The organism is Mesorhizobium sp. M4A.F.Ca.ET.050.02.1.1, from assembly GCF_003997725.1.
Classification (GTDB): Bacteria; Pseudomonadota; Alphaproteobacteria; order Rhizobiales; family Rhizobiaceae; genus Mesorhizobium.
Genome location: NZ_RZSG01000088.1, coordinates 1 through 12,655, shown reverse-complemented (window position 1 = coordinate 12,655; position 12,655 = coordinate 1). Strand labels below are relative to the sequence as shown.

At 65.3% G+C, this 12,655-nt stretch carries 15 protein-coding genes; 6 read left to right on the top strand and 9 right to left on the bottom strand.

Annotated features, from left to right (window positions below; all coding sequences use genetic code 11):
• Window positions 1–605: 605 nt before the first annotated feature.
• Window positions 606–2,474 carry a DEAD/DEAH box helicase gene (locus EOA33_RS09400; protein WP_126057396.1) on the top strand — a complete coding sequence of 623 codons (1,869 nt, stop codon included), beginning with the start codon at window positions 606–608 and terminating at the stop codon, window positions 2,472–2,474.
• A gap of 362 nt (window positions 2,475–2,836) precedes the next feature.
• Window positions 2,837–3,544, top strand: coding sequence for a DUF805 domain-containing protein (locus tag EOA33_RS09395; protein ID WP_127405479.1), 708 nt, complete (start codon window positions 2,837–2,839; stop codon window positions 3,542–3,544).
• A 158-nt stretch (window positions 3,545–3,702) separates the two neighbouring features.
• On the opposite strand, the gene EOA33_RS38940 is transcribed toward EOA33_RS09395, so the two are convergent.
• From EOA33_RS38940 to leuD, 6 genes are all read right to left on the bottom strand, one after another.
• Complete coding sequence (locus EOA33_RS38940) at window positions 3,703–3,879, bottom strand: hypothetical protein (RefSeq protein WP_189347901.1); 177 nt, start codon at window positions 3,877–3,879, stop codon at window positions 3,703–3,705.
• Window positions 3,880–3,882: 3 nt separating this feature from the next.
• Window positions 3,883–4,986 (bottom strand): 3-isopropylmalate dehydrogenase, encoded by a 1,104-nt coding sequence (leuB, locus tag EOA33_RS09390; RefSeq protein ID WP_126057394.1) that lies wholly within the window; start codon window positions 4,984–4,986, stop codon window positions 3,883–3,885.
• Window positions 4,987–5,065: 79 nt separating this feature from the next.
• Entirely contained in the window at window positions 5,066–5,419 is a 354-nt protein-coding gene (locus EOA33_RS09385) for a VOC family protein (protein WP_126057393.1), read from the bottom strand.
• Between the two features lie 52 nt (window positions 5,420–5,471).
• Complete coding sequence (locus EOA33_RS09380; RefSeq protein WP_127405478.1) at window positions 5,472–5,855, bottom strand: RidA family protein; 384 nt, start codon at window positions 5,853–5,855, stop codon at window positions 5,472–5,474.
• 295 nt (window positions 5,856–6,150) lie between these two features.
• On the bottom strand, window positions 6,151–7,086 hold the full coding sequence (locus tag EOA33_RS09370; RefSeq protein WP_126057391.1) for a hypothetical protein: 936 nt from the start codon (window positions 7,084–7,086) through the stop codon (window positions 6,151–6,153).
• A 73-nt stretch (window positions 7,087–7,159) separates the two neighbouring features.
• Window positions 7,160–7,765, bottom strand: coding sequence for a 3-isopropylmalate dehydratase small subunit (gene leuD / locus EOA33_RS09365; RefSeq protein WP_126057390.1), 606 nt, complete (start codon window positions 7,763–7,765; stop codon window positions 7,160–7,162).
• Window positions 7,766–7,911: 146 nt separating this feature from the next.
• Between leuD and EOA33_RS09360 the strand changes: the two genes are divergently transcribed.
• The 4 genes from EOA33_RS09360 to EOA33_RS09345 all read left to right on the top strand — a co-directional run bounded on the left by EOA33_RS09360 (window position 7,912) and on the right by EOA33_RS09345 (window position 9,745).
• On the top strand, window positions 7,912–8,337 hold the full coding sequence (locus tag EOA33_RS09360) for a GNAT family N-acetyltransferase (RefSeq protein ID WP_126057389.1): 426 nt from the start codon (window positions 7,912–7,914) through the stop codon (window positions 8,335–8,337).
• Between the two features lie 93 nt (window positions 8,338–8,430).
• Complete coding sequence (locus tag EOA33_RS09355) at window positions 8,431–8,751, top strand: metalloregulator ArsR/SmtB family transcription factor (RefSeq protein WP_126057388.1); 321 nt, start codon at window positions 8,431–8,433, stop codon at window positions 8,749–8,751.
• The gene (locus tag EOA33_RS09350) at window positions 8,748–9,200 is read left to right on the top strand and encodes an SRPBCC family protein (protein ID WP_126057387.1); all 453 of its coding nucleotides are present in this window, start codon (window positions 8,748–8,750) and stop codon (window positions 9,198–9,200) included. Before EOA33_RS09355 ends, EOA33_RS09350 begins: the two co-directional genes overlap by 4 nt.
• Before the next feature lie 35 nt (window positions 9,201–9,235).
• Window positions 9,236–9,745: an SRPBCC family protein gene (locus EOA33_RS09345; protein WP_245455301.1), complete on the top strand. Its 510-nt coding sequence runs from the start codon at window positions 9,236–9,238 to the stop codon at window positions 9,743–9,745.
• Window positions 9,746–9,755: 10 nt separating this feature from the next.
• Here the strand turns inward: EOA33_RS09345 and EOA33_RS09340 are convergent, their stop codons facing one another.
• The 3 genes from EOA33_RS09340 to EOA33_RS09330 all read right to left on the bottom strand — a co-directional run.
• Entirely contained in the window at window positions 9,756–10,922 is a 1,167-nt protein-coding gene (locus EOA33_RS09340; RefSeq protein WP_126059292.1) for an FAD-binding oxidoreductase, read from the bottom strand.
• A 30-nt stretch (window positions 10,923–10,952) separates the two neighbouring features.
• On the bottom strand, window positions 10,953–12,539 hold the full coding sequence (locus EOA33_RS09335) for an ATP-binding protein (protein WP_126057386.1): 1,587 nt from the start codon (window positions 12,537–12,539) through the stop codon (window positions 10,953–10,955).
• The coding region (locus EOA33_RS09330) for a winged helix-turn-helix domain-containing protein (protein WP_145989097.1) at window positions 12,527–12,655 on the bottom strand (129 nt) is incomplete at its 5' end. The genes EOA33_RS09330 and EOA33_RS09335, both read right to left, overlap by 13 nt.

Sequence of the window (12,655 nt, the reverse complement as noted above, 5' to 3'; positions counted from 1 at the left end):
CCGACTACCGCAACCTTGAAACTCATAAAGATCTCCTGTCCCTCTCCGCTTGGTTGGAGAAAACCCGCTGGCCTCATGCGGGTTCCGTCCCCCGGGCCGAACCCGGGAGAGGGTGGTTAGGCCAAGGGAATCACACCGTTTTGGTGGTGGTTTTGGCCGTAGTTTTGCTGGAACGGGCAGGCGCGCCGAAGCGCCCGGCCCGATGCCGTGCATCGTGGCTGGGGGCATCGAATGCAAGAAGAGCCATCAGAAGGCCGCGCATCGAAGAACAATCCCGTTCGAAGCGGGCTTTTACGCGGTTTGGTAAAAGAGTCAATTGGCGGCAGCGCTCTCCCTTCTCCCCTTGTGGGAGAAGGTGTCGCCGAAGGCGACGGATGAGGGGTGCTCCAGAAAACACCAACCTCTCACTCCGCTGGAACACCCCTCATCCGTCTCGGCTGCGCGCCGATCCACCTTCTCCCACAAGGGGAGAAGGAGAGGCGGTGCCGCTTGCGCTGTACAATGGCCGCCGCAGGAAGTACGAACGCTCAAAATGTCCTTCGCCTGCGTGCGTCAGCCCGGCATGTGTTGCCGGACAGGCAAGCTCCGAATTCCGAAAGAGAAAAATGTCCAGTTTCGAAACGATCGTGCCTGCGCTTGCAGAGGCGCTGGAAAAACGCGGCTATGCCGCGCTGACGCCGGTGCAGCAGGCGGTGCTGGCGCCCGAGCTTCGCGCGGCCGACGCGTTGGTCTCGGCCCAGACCGGCTCCGGCAAGACGGTCGCCTTCGGCCTTGCCTTGGCCCCGACCCTGCTTGGCGGCGCGGCGCGTTTCACCGATGCCGGCGCGCCGCTCGGCCTGGTGGTGGCGCCGACGCGCGAGCTGGCGCTGCAGGTGCGGCGCGAGCTGGAATGGCTCTATGAGCTGACCGGCGCGCAGATAGCCTCCTGCGTCGGCGGCATGGACATGCGCAGCGAGCGGCGGGCGCTGGAGCGCGGCGCCCATATCGTCGTCGGCACACCGGGCCGGCTGCGCGACCACATTACGCGCGGCGCGCTCGACATGTCGGCGCTCAAGGCCGTGGTGCTGGACGAGGCCGACGAGATGCTCGATCTCGGCTTTCGCGAGGACCTCGAATTCATCCTCGACGCCGCGCCCGCCGAGCGCCGCACCTTGATGTTTTCCGCCACCGTGCCGCGCTCGATCGCCACGCTGGCGAAGAACTACCAGCGCGATGCCGTGCGCATTTCCGCCGGCGGCGAGGCAAAGCAGCATCTCGACATCGAATACCGGGCGCTCTCCGTGGCACCCGCCGACCGCGAGAACGCCATCATCAACGTGCTGCGCTATTACGAGGCGACCAACGCCATGGTGTTCTGCAACACCCGCGCCGCCGTCAACCATCTCACCGCGCGCTTCAATAACCGAAATTTCGCCGTCGTGGCATTGTCCGGCGAGCTCAGCCAGAACGAGCGCAGCCACGCGCTGCAGGCGATGCGCGACGGCCGTGCCAGGGTCTGCATCGCCACCGACGTGGCGGCGCGCGGCATCGACCTGCCCAATCTCGACCTGGTCGTCCATGCCGACCTGCCGTCCAACCCGGAAACGCTGCTCCACCGCAGCGGCCGCACCGGCCGTGCCGGGCGGAAAGGCGTCAGCGCGCTGATCGTGCCGAACAATGCCCGCAGGCGCACCGAGCGCCTGCTCCACAATGCCGGCCTGACCGCGTCCTGGGCGAGCCCGCCCTCGGCTGACGAGGTGCTGCGCCGCGACGACGAGCGTATCCTCGCCGACCCTGCCTTCGGTGAGCCGGTGAGCGAGGAAGAACGCGGTTTCGTCGAAACCTTGCTCGACCGCCACGGCGCCGAGCTTGTCGCCGCCGCCTTCGTCCGGCTCTGCCGCGGCAGCCGCTCGGCGCCGGAAGACCTGCTCGACGTCGCGCCCTTCACGCCGTCAGCCGAAAGGCCCGCGCGACGCGACGAGACGCCCAGCCGCCGCGACGATTTCGGCGACAGCGTCTGGTTCTCGCTGTCGGTCGGCCGCCGGCAGAATGCCGAGCCGCGCTGGCTGATCCCCATGCTGTGCCGTACCGGCAGCATCAGCAAGCGCGAGATCGGCGCCATCAAGATGCAGCCGGAAGAGACCTTCGTGCAGATCGCCGCCGACTGGGCCGACCGGTTCCTCGCCGCTATCGGCCCCGACCGCAAATTGCAGAACAACATCGCGGTGAGACGGCTGGACGGCACGCCCGACCTGTCGCGGGCCGGCTACCAGCCGCCGAAACCCGACAAGAAGCCGCATCGCGGCAAGCGGCCCTTCGACCAGAACGCGCCCCAATTCGAAAAGCGCGCGCCGGGCGAGCACCGGCCCGCCGGCGTGGATTCAAAACCCTGGGCGAAGAAGCCCGGCAAGCCGAAATTCGACAAATCAAAACTCGACCGGCCGAAATTCGACAAGCCGGTAAAGCACAAGAAGCCGAAGAAGCGGCCGGCGTAGGTTCGCCAGGTTGGAAGCTGACCCGCAGCGAACGTCCGGGCAAACCGCCAACCTCGAAAATTAGCCGAAGCGTCCGACCTTCGTCATCCACGGGCGGAGCGAAGCGGACGCGTAGACCCGAGGATCCATGCCGTGACCTCGCGCGAAGCATAGACAAGGGGCAGAAATAGGGGCCGTTCTGAACGGCTGCAACGCTCGTAGGTCACGGAATGGATTCTATGGTCTGCGCCGCGTCGCTTCGCTCCTTGCTCCGCCGTAGAATGACGAAGGCGTGGTGCCCGCCAGTGCGCTAAATCGCATCCCCCTTGCGGTTCGCCGCGACTTTGACCAGTCTGGGCATGCGCGGCAAAGGGGGCAGTGCGATGCGCGGCGAGGTTCTGCACTATGACGAGCAGCAAGGCTTCGGCTTCATAACCGGCGCCGACGGCAAGCGTTACAGCTTCGCGCGCGAGGATCTGCGCCGCGAGATGGCGTTGGCCAGGGGCGCCGAGGTCGAATTCCAGCCGAATGGCGACCGGGCAAGCAGCATATTTTCGGTCCGCGCCCGCATGACCGGTCCGGAGCCCGCCACCCCGACCGCGGCGTCTCCTCGCCCCTTGCCGGGCAGCGCGCCTGCGGTGCCCAACCATTTCGGCCGCAACGCCGAAAATGGAACGATCGGATCGAGTGGCCTGTGGGACTATTTCTGGCGCGGCCTGACGACCAATTACGTCGATTTCTCCGGCCGCGCCCGGCGCAAGGAGTTCTGGGGTTTTTGCCTTTTCTGGACGATCGGCCTCGCCGTCATTGTCGGCGTCGGCCTCTCTGTGGATTTGGGAAGCGGCATCGAACAGGGCGACGACCTGCCGATCGTCATGATCTGCCTTGTCGTTCTCTACATCCTGCTGACCTTCCTGCCGTGGGTCGCGCTGCTCGTGCGCCGTCTGCACGATCTCGGCCTGACCGGCTGGCTCGCGATCCTCTGCTTCCTGCCCTATATCGGCTGGCTCGCGACGCTCGTCTTCGGGCTGATCCCGACCCAGGCCGGCGACAACAAATGGGGACCGATGCCGGTCGGCGTCAGGTTCTAGACTAGGGCCGCAAGCCAGACTGACCGTGTTCGCTCAAAGCGATGTATTCGATAATCTTGAAGTGCTTCGCAGTGTCACCACGAAGGGCCTTCTTGTGGGTTTGGATCGTCTCGGTCCCAACAATCTTGAATTCGGATCCTTCATAGGTAATTTCGCAATCAACCACCTTGCCGGGCCAAAGCCAGATCAAGAGCCCAGCTCAAACTGTTCTCGATCTGATATCGATCGCATACGAACTGCCGCAGTGGCGCGAGACGCTGGTCGGTGCGAAAGTCGGCCTGGCGTTTATGCTCGCCAAGAGCATCCCTTTCGATGGCGCGACCCACCTCGCCCATCTGTCATCCAAGGAACTTGGCGATGATGGCGTCGCCCATTTCAATGGTGCCGACTTCCTTCATGCCGTCGGAGAAGATGTCCTTGGTGCGCAGGCCGTCTTCGAGCACGGCGGCGATCGCCGCTTCCAGCTTGTCGGCCTCGGCCACCATGCCGAAGGAATAGCGCAGGCACATGGCGAAGGACGCGATCATGGCGATCGGGTTGGCGATGCCCTTGCCGGCGATGTCGGGCGCCGAGCCGTGCACCGGCTCGTAGAGCGCCTTGCGCTTCTTGGTCTTCACATCCGGCGCGCCGAGCGAGGCCGACGGCAGCATGCCGATCGAGCCGGTGAGCATGGCGGCGATGTCGGACAGCATGTCGCCGAACAGATTGTCGGTGACGATGACGTCGAACTGCTTCGGCCAGCGCACCAGCTGCATGCCGCCGGCATCGGCCAGCATGTGATCGAGCTTGACGTCGCTGTAGCTGGCCGCGTGGGTCTGGCTGACAACCTCGTTCCACAGCACGCCCGACTTCATGACGTTGCGCTTTTCCATCGAAGTGACCTGGTTGCGGCGCGTGCGCGCCAGCTCGAAGGCGACGCCCGAGATGCGCTCGATCTCGAACGTGTCGTAGACCTGCGTGTCGATGCCGCGCTTCTGGCCGTTGCCGAGATCGATGATCTGCTTCGGCTCGCCGAAATAGACGCCGCCGGTCAGCTCGCGCACGATCAATATGTCGAGGCCCTCGACCACCTCCTGCTTGAGCGAGGAGGATGCGGCGAGCGCCGGGTAGCAGATCGCCGGACGGAGATTGGCGAACAGCTCCATGTCCTTGCGCAGGCGGAGCAGCCCGGCCTCGGGACGCACCTCGTAAGGCACCTTGTCCCACTTCGGCCCGCCAACCGCGCCGAACAGCACGGCATCCGCCGCCATCGCCTTTTCCATGTCGGCATCGGAGATCGCCGCGCCATGCGCGTCGTAGGCGCTACCGCCGACCAGCCCCTCATCGGTGGCAAAACCGCTGCCGAGTTTTTCATTCATGGCCGCGATCAGCTTCTTCACCTCGGCCATGGCCTCGGGGCCGATGCCGTCGCCGGCGAGCAGGAGGAGATTTTTCGAAGCCATGGAGAACCGTCCCGAGAGTGTTTGGAGAAACCGCGGCCTTGCTAAACGCCAAGTGCTTGCGGCGCAAGCCTTTCAACCGTCACCGGTGCGAAAGGACATTCACCAGCCGGCCGAACGGGTCGCGCACATAGAAGCGCCGCACGCCCCAGGGCTCGTCGGCCGGGCCGTATTCGATGGCGAAGCCGGCCTTGCGCATGGCCGCAAGCGCCTCGTCGACGTCGTCGACCTCGATCGAAAGATCAGGCACCGGGGTGCCGGAGCCGCCCTCGGTCATGAAGCTGATCTGCACCGTCATCGTCTCGGCCGAGCCGCAGGTGACGATCCAGCCTTGGTCCATCAGCACATCAAGCCCGAGCACGTCCTGATAGAAATGCTGCGCCGCGAGGGTGTCCTGCGTGGCGATGTTGGCGACGATGCGCTTGACCTTTACCATCGGCTGATCCTTGCTTTGTGCAAGCCGGTGCCCCTGTCCTGGGCGACCTGCATCAGGCCGTGCGCCGGAGCGCCGTCGCCTCGATCTCGATCTTCATTTCCGGCTTGTTGAGCTGGCAGACGATCATCGTCGCCGCCGGCCGAATATCACCGAACGCCTCGCCGAGGATCGGGAACACCACGTCAACATAGGCCTGGTCGGTGATGTAGTAATGCGCCCGCACCACATCGGCCATCTCGAAGCCGCCGTCGGCCAAGGCCTTGGCAATGGTCGCGAGGCAATTGCGCGTCTGCGTCTCGACCGTGTCGGGCATGGTCATGGTGGCATAGTCGTAACCGGTCGTGCCGGAGACGAAGCACCAGTCGCCCTGCACCACCGCGCGCGAATAGCCGGCGGTTTTCTCGAAGGGCGAGCCGGTGGAGATGAGTGTGCGCATGGAGAGCCTCGCGTTGGATGCGCGCATTCTGAAACGGACGAGCGATCCAGTCGTGAGCCAGGGAGCGTAGACTGGCGGTGCAAACTTTTGATGCTGACGGGACAGCGCCCCCCTCTGGCCTGCCGGCCATCTCCCCCACTTGGGGGGAGATCAGATGTCACGCCGGTTTTCGCCAATCACCAGCGTTGCAAAACAGGCGGGGCGCCGAAACAGCCAATCTCCCCCCTTGTGGGGGAGATGTCCGGCAGGACAGAGGGGGGCGCGAAGGAACGCGACCTAGCAATAGAGGCTCGGGCTAATTCGCCGACCCCTGCGCGTCGTCATACGCTTTCTTGATATCCGCCGGCCACGTCTTCAGGTCGGGCCAGCCCTGTGGCTCGCCATTGTCGCCGCGGCGCGCGAAATAGACTTTGTGCTTGACCGGATCGACCGCCATGAAGCCGTCATTGCCGCCGCAATCATGCGGCACGCAGCCGGTGGCGTAGAAGGCGCCGGATGCGGTGTTTTCGGTGCCGCCGCCGACCAGCAGGCTGGTCGCCATGTCGGGCATGGTGTCGCCGAGCACCGTCTGCGCCGCCTTGTAGACCGCCTCGTTGTGGAAGGCGTCGATGATGTTGTCGTATTTCGACGGGTCGACATCTTTCCAGTCGGTGCCGGATTCCGGCGTGTAGGTGAGGTTGCCGGAGGTGGTCAGCCCTTCCGTCGGCGACCATTGCAGCGCCGCTCTCGTCTCGCCCGGCAGCAGAAAGGGCACATAGTAGATGGCGCTGTCGGAGACCGCGGCCGGCGGCGCGCCGCATTCGTCCTGCTCGACGGTGGTGGTCTGGATCTCGCCGCCTTCCGGCTTCCAGGCGATGACACTCGCCGGCCCGCATTGATTGCCGCCATCGCCGACATCGAACAGTGCGACCTTGACGCCGCCGACCTCGACAATCTTGTCGAAGAAGACGTCGTAATTGTCGGCGAGCTGCTTGCCGTCATAGGCCAGCACCTTCTCGCCATACTCCTCCTGCTGGGTGATGGTGAACTGGCCGCCCTCGAACGGGATCGGCGCCAGCTTGTCCTCGTCGGCCGGCGCCGCATCGGTGGTGCTCGACGCGCCCTGGTCGGCGGCGCCGCCGGACGCATCGTCGGCCGGCACCAGCACCGCGTCGGTCTGGGCATGCGCGCCCGCCATCGGCAGCAGGATCACCGCCAGCGCGCAGGCGCCGGCCAGAAGCGAGCGTGTCATGACTGTCCCTCCGTTCAGCCGCAGCACGAACCCGGCCTGTCGTGGCCGGGCTTAAGCATTCAGATACAGACGATCAGGCCCACGGGCGCTGCGCGGCGTTCTTCTGTTCGAACGAGTCGATGGCGCCGGCCTTCTCCATGGTCAGGCCGATGTCGTCCAGCCCATTGAGCAGGCAGTGGCGCTTGAAGTCGTCGAGGTCGAACGTGACCACGCCGCCATCCGGCCCGCGGATTTCCTTGGCCTCGAGATCGACCGACAGCGTGGCGTTGGAGCCGCGCGAGGCGTCGTCCATCAGCTTGTCCAGGTCTTCCGGGCTGACGGTGATCGGCAGGATGCCGTTCTTGAAGCAGTTGTTGTAGAAGATGTCGGCGAACGAGGTCGAGATGACGCAGCGGATGCCGAAATCGAGCAGCGCCCACGGCGCGTGCTCGCGGCTCGAGCCGCAGCCGAAATTGTCGCCGGCGACCAGGATCTGCGCCTTGCGATAGGCCGGCTTGTTGAGCACGAAGTCGGGGTTCTCCGAGCCGTCCTCCTTGTAGCGCATCTCGGCGAACAGGCCGGTGCCGAGTCCGGTGCGCTTGATCGTCTTCAGATAATCCTTGGGGATGATCATGTCGGTGTCGATGTTGACGATCGGCATCGGCGCGGCGACGCCGGTCAGCTTGGTGAATTTGTCCATGGTCCTTGCCGTCTTCTTGTCGTTCGGGAATTTGCTGGCGCACGGTTTACACAAAGCCGGCGGCAAATGAAAGGCAACTGTTCGTGCGCGGATCGGGCTCAAAAAAGGACTTCGAAATCCTGGCCCGCTGGTGCAGTCTTGCGACCATGACGGAACCATGCCGCGTCCTCTATGCCAGCGAGCCGGCGCTCGACGTCGCCGAGTTCCGCCGTGTGCTGGTGGAATCTGGCCTCGGCGAGACGCGCCCCGTCGACGACGAGGCCCGGCTGAAGACCATGCTCGGCAACGCCAACCTGGTGCTGACGGCGCGGCTCGACAGCGAGGGCAAGCCGCTTGTCGGTGTAGCGCGCGGCGTCACCGACTTCTCCTGGGTCTGCTACATTTCCGAGCTTGCCGTTTCCCGATCGGCGCAAGGGCTCGGCATCGGCAAGGGGCTGATGGACGAGGCCCGCCGCCAGCTCGGTCCCGCCGTCGCCATCAGCTTGATCTCGATGCCCAACGCGGTCGGCTTCTACGAGCGCATCGGCATGAGGCGCATGCCCGACGCTTTCTGGTTCTCCCGCAAGGGCTGATCCGTCTCCATATTCCTCACCGACTCACGGGCAAGTGATCGCCCGATCTGTCTCCCTGCTTGACATGCAACCAAATGGTTGCATATTAAAGCGATGAGCATGGATGCCGTCTTTCGCGCCTTGGCCGACCCGACCCGCCGGCAATTGCTGGACAGCCTCCATGCAAGGAACGGGCAGACGCTGAACGCGCTCTGCGAGCGGATGGAGATGACGCGCCAGGCGGTGACCAAGCACCTGGCGATCCTGGAAGAGGCCAACCTCGTCACCACCGTCCGCCGGGGCCGAGAGAAGGAACACTACCTCAACCCGGTTCCGATCAACGAGATCGCCGAGCGCTGGATCGGCAAGTTCGAGCGCCATCGGCTGGATGCATTGAGCGACCTGAAGAAACGACTGGAAAGGGAAGAGCCGTGAGCGACAACACCTTCGTCTATGTCACCTATATCCGCACCACGCCTGAAAAGCTTTGGACGGCGCTAACCGACCCGGAGTTCAACCGGCAGTTCTTCCTCTGCTCCTATCAGGAGAGCGACTGGAAGGTGGGCTCAAGCTGGAAGCTGATCTTCCCCGACGGAAGCATTGCCGACTCGGGCGAGATACTGGAGATCGACCCGCCCAGGCGCCTGGTCATCAAATGGCGCAACGAATGGCTGCCCGAGGTGAGGGAAGACGGCTATACGCGCTGCACCTTCGCAATCGAGCAGGATGGCGAACTGACGAAGCTCGCCGTCACCCACGAGGCCGACGGCCCGCACCGGCTGATCGAAAATGTCGCCAAGGGCTGGCCGCTGGTTCTGGCCAGCCTGAAGAGCCTGCTCGAGACCGGCAAGGGTTTTGACCGCCCGCCGTCGAAGGCGGCCTGAGCGCCTGATGATTGGTTTCGGCAACGAAGCGACCATTGACGGAGGCCGATGTGAACCCGGAGCAGCTGGCTGTGAGAGCCATGGCGAACAGCCGGACGGTCATGGCATCGGCCGAGATTCTCGCGCCGCCGGAACAGGTCTTTGCAGCGCTCGTCACCGACGCGGTCGAGCGCTGGTGGAGCTCTGCCGACTGCTACCGGATGACCGCCTGGGCCGCCGAGCTGCACGTCGGCGGCAGCTGGAGCGTCATCGTAAAGACGGCGGACGGCAGGCGCCTGCCCGCCGGCGGAACCTTCCTCGAAATCGAGACGCCGCGCCGGATCGTTCAGACCCGGCGCTATGACTGGAACCATCCGACCCTCGGCCGCCACGAAACGAGGGTGGCCTATCTGCTGGAGCCGACGTCCGCCGGCACCCGGCTCACCATCTGCCACGGTGGTTTCGAAGGGTTCGCCGAAGCCGCGGCCGAACATGCCGATGGCTGGGCGCGGGCGCTGGGCTGGCTGCAGCGGTATTTTGGCGAGGGCAGGCAGGCAGCGGCCTAGCGCCTCCCCTTCAAATCACATTCAGCTCCCGGAACGCCCGCCCCTCGGCCACCCGGCTGTACCCGAACGCCGTGCAATCCACCGTTCGGTAGCCGCCATGCACGATCAGCTCGGAGAGCGCCTTGCCGACCGCCGGCGCCTGCTGGAGGCCGTGGCCGGAAAAGCCGTTGGCGAACAGGAAGTTCTCGACCTCCGGATGCGGCCCGATCACCGCGTTCTGGTCGAGCGTGTTGTAGTCGTAGTGGCCGACCCAGGCGCGCGTCGGCTTGATCGCCTCGAAGGCCGGGATGCGGGTGGCGAGCGCCGGCCAGATCACCTCCTCGAACAGAGGCCAGTTGACGTCGAAATCCGCGGGATCGGGAGCATGGTCGCCTTCCTCTGGTTCGGCGCCGCCGGTGAGGTAGACCGAGCCTTCCGGCCGCACATAGATGCCGCTGGGATCGACCAGCAGCGGCATGTCGGCATATTTCTCGCGCGCCTCGAAGACGAAGACGTTGCGCTTGCGCGGCTCGACCGGCAGCGCGAGTCCGGCAAAGGCCGCCACCTTGCCAGCATTCGGGCCGGCGGCGTTGACGACGATACCGGCTTCGAGTTTTTCGCCATTGTCGAGACTGACGCCGGTCACGCGGTTGCCCTCGCGCGCGATGCCGGTGACGTCGGCGGTGATGAAATCGATCTTCTTGTCGCGCAGCGCCTTGCGGAACAGCATCAGCAGCGCATGCGCGTCGAACCAGCCCTCGCCGGTGCGGCCATAGGCGCCGGCGGAAATTCCCTCGGCCGACAGCCAGGGGAAGCGGTGCGTCAGTTGCTCGGGGTCCTCCAGCACGATGTCGGCGCCCTCGGCGATCTGCGCTTCGTGATTGGCTTTGAGGATCGGCAGCCCGTTGTCGCCGGCAAGGATCAGATAGCCGCCCTCGCGAAAGCCGATATCGGCCTCGGCGCCAAAAGTTTCCTGCAGCCGCCGGAACAGTTTTAGCGTGAACTGCGACAGGCGGATGTTTTCCGGGATCGAGAATTGTTGACGGATCGAGGCCAGCGACAGCGTCGTCGCCGCATGGGAAAATTGCGGATCGCGCTCGACCAGCGCGATCGAGCCGGAAAATCCCTCCTCGCGCAGATAGTAGGCGACCGAGGATCCGACGATGGCCCCGCCGATGATGACGATGTCGTAGCGCACTTCTTCCTCCGATCCAGCCTGCGGCATCCTTCACGCCGCCGGCAGGCTGATCTCGAAGCGCGTGCCGCGCTCGCTGTCAACCAGCCTGATCGTGCCATCATGCGCTTTCAGGAGGGCCAGCACGATGCCGAGGCCCATGCCGGTGCCGCCGGTCTCGCGCCGCGTGGTGAAGAACGGCTCAAACACCTTGCCGCGGTTGCTCGGCGAAATGCCGGCGCCGTCATCGCTGACCAAGACGGTCGCCCGCTCGGTCGCGTTCGTGGCAGAGATTGAAACCAGGCTCGCGCCATGCCGCGCCGAATTGTCGATGAGATTGGCTAGCACGATCGCCGCGTTCTCGGCCGAGATACTCAGGCCGACCCCGCCGCCGGCCTCGACGCGGACCGTGAGCCGGTTGTCCGCCGGCAGCAGCGCCAATGCCGCCTCGAGCGACGTGCTTTCGCCGCTGGGCGCTAGGTTTTCGGCGCGCGCCAACTCGAGCAGGCGGCGGACCAGCAGATTGAGTCGCCCGGCATCGGTGACGATATTGTCGGAAAACCGCTTCCGCTCGGCCTCGTCCATGGCATCGCCGGAATCGCGCAGCAATTCCGCCGCCCCCTGAATCGCCGTCAGCGGTGATTTGAGCTCGTGCGAGACATGGGTGGCGAAGGTCTGGATGCTGTCGGAGCGCGCCTGCAGCTTTTCGGCCATGTCGAGGAAGGCGGCGGAAAGCTCGGCCATCTCGCGCGTGCCGTGATGGTCGAGCGGCTTTATCGCTTCACGATCGCCGGCGGCGATGCGCTTGGTGCGCTCGATCAGCCCGTAGATCGGCCGGCTCACCGTGCGCAGGAAGACCAGCCCGATCAGCAGCGTGCCGCCGACAATCGCGATCGCCGCCAGGGTCACCTTGCCGCGCTCGCCGTAGAGGTGCTTGACGATGTTGTTCGGCGTCCGCGACAGATAGACCACGCCGGCGACCCGGCCTTCGACCTCGACCGGCAGGGCGACGAAGACGCGCACCCTGGTGCCTCGGCTAACCGAATAGAGCGGCGGCGCCGGCTGGTCGGGGATCCTGAGCCGGAGCGCGCCGCCATAGCGGCCGGCAAGTGCGGCGCGCACCTCCTCGACGCCGGCCAGCGACTGCCCGACCTCCTCGCGCCCGGCGATGACCACGCCCCGGGGATCGAGCAGCCGGAAGCCGGCCAGCGTCGTCTTCTGCGTTTCGTCGAGAATGCCGGAGAGCCGCGCGCCGATCGCCGCGAAGGCCGCATCGGGAATGGCGGGAACAGCCGCAGGGCGCGTCGGCATGACATCGTCGGAGGCAAGGTCGAGGCGCGGCTCGATCGGGTCGTAGGGATAGTTGTTGTCCCTTGCCGGATCGGCCGAGACCGGCGCGCCAAGTTTCTCGGGCGCAATCCCGGCCTGGCGCACATCCTCGGCATAGATGGCGGCGAGCACCGCGCCTTGCGCGATCAGCTCCGCCTCGGTCTGGCGGATCAGCTGGTTCTCATAGAGGCGAAAGAAGAACAGGCCGACCAGCGGCAGCGCCATCACCACGATCAGGATGGCGACCACCACAGTGGCCAGCCGCGGCCGCCATTTGTCCCCGATCCATTTCCGCGAGTTCAATGGCCGCATCGGCCGAGCCGGAAGCCGACGCCGTGCACGGTCTCGATCGCATCGGTGCAGCCGGCCGCCGCCAGCTTGGCGCGGATGTTGCGGATATGGCTGTCGACGGTGCGTTCCGAGACATG

What these genes read in the sequence shown, in the direction of transcription:
- EOA33_RS09385 (WP_126057393.1), bottom strand. Translation starts at nt 5,419, where the DNA reads ATGGTAAAGGTCAAGCGCATCGTCGCCAACATCGCCACGCAGGACACC.
- EOA33_RS09370 (WP_126057391.1), bottom strand. Translation starts at nt 7,086, where the DNA reads ATGACACGCTCGCTTCTGGCCGGCGCCTGCGCGCTGGCGGTGATCCTG.
- EOA33_RS38940 (WP_189347901.1), bottom strand. Translation starts at nt 3,879, where the DNA reads ATGGGCGAGGTGGGTCGCGCCATCGAAAGGGATGCTCTTGGCGAGCAT.
- EOA33_RS09355 (WP_126057388.1), top strand. Translation starts at nt 8,431, where the DNA reads ATGAGCATGGATGCCGTCTTTCGCGCCTTGGCCGACCCGACCCGCCGG.
- EOA33_RS09335 (WP_126057386.1), bottom strand. Translation starts at nt 12,539, where the DNA reads ATGCGGCCATTGAACTCGCGGAAATGGATCGGGGACAAATGGCGGCCG.
- leuB (WP_126057394.1), bottom strand. Translation starts at nt 4,986, where the DNA reads ATGGCTTCGAAAAATCTCCTCCTGCTCGCCGGCGACGGCATCGGCCCC.
- EOA33_RS09380 (WP_127405478.1), bottom strand. Translation starts at nt 5,855, where the DNA reads ATGCGCACACTCATCTCCACCGGCTCGCCCTTCGAGAAAACCGCCGGC.
- EOA33_RS09360 (WP_126057389.1), top strand. Translation starts at nt 7,912, where the DNA reads ATGACGGAACCATGCCGCGTCCTCTATGCCAGCGAGCCGGCGCTCGAC.
- leuD (WP_126057390.1), bottom strand. Translation starts at nt 7,765, where the DNA reads ATGGACAAATTCACCAAGCTGACCGGCGTCGCCGCGCCGATGCCGATC.
- EOA33_RS09400 (WP_126057396.1), top strand. Translation starts at nt 606, where the DNA reads ATGTCCAGTTTCGAAACGATCGTGCCTGCGCTTGCAGAGGCGCTGGAA.
- EOA33_RS09395 (WP_127405479.1), top strand. Translation starts at nt 2,837, where the DNA reads ATGCGCGGCGAGGTTCTGCACTATGACGAGCAGCAAGGCTTCGGCTTC.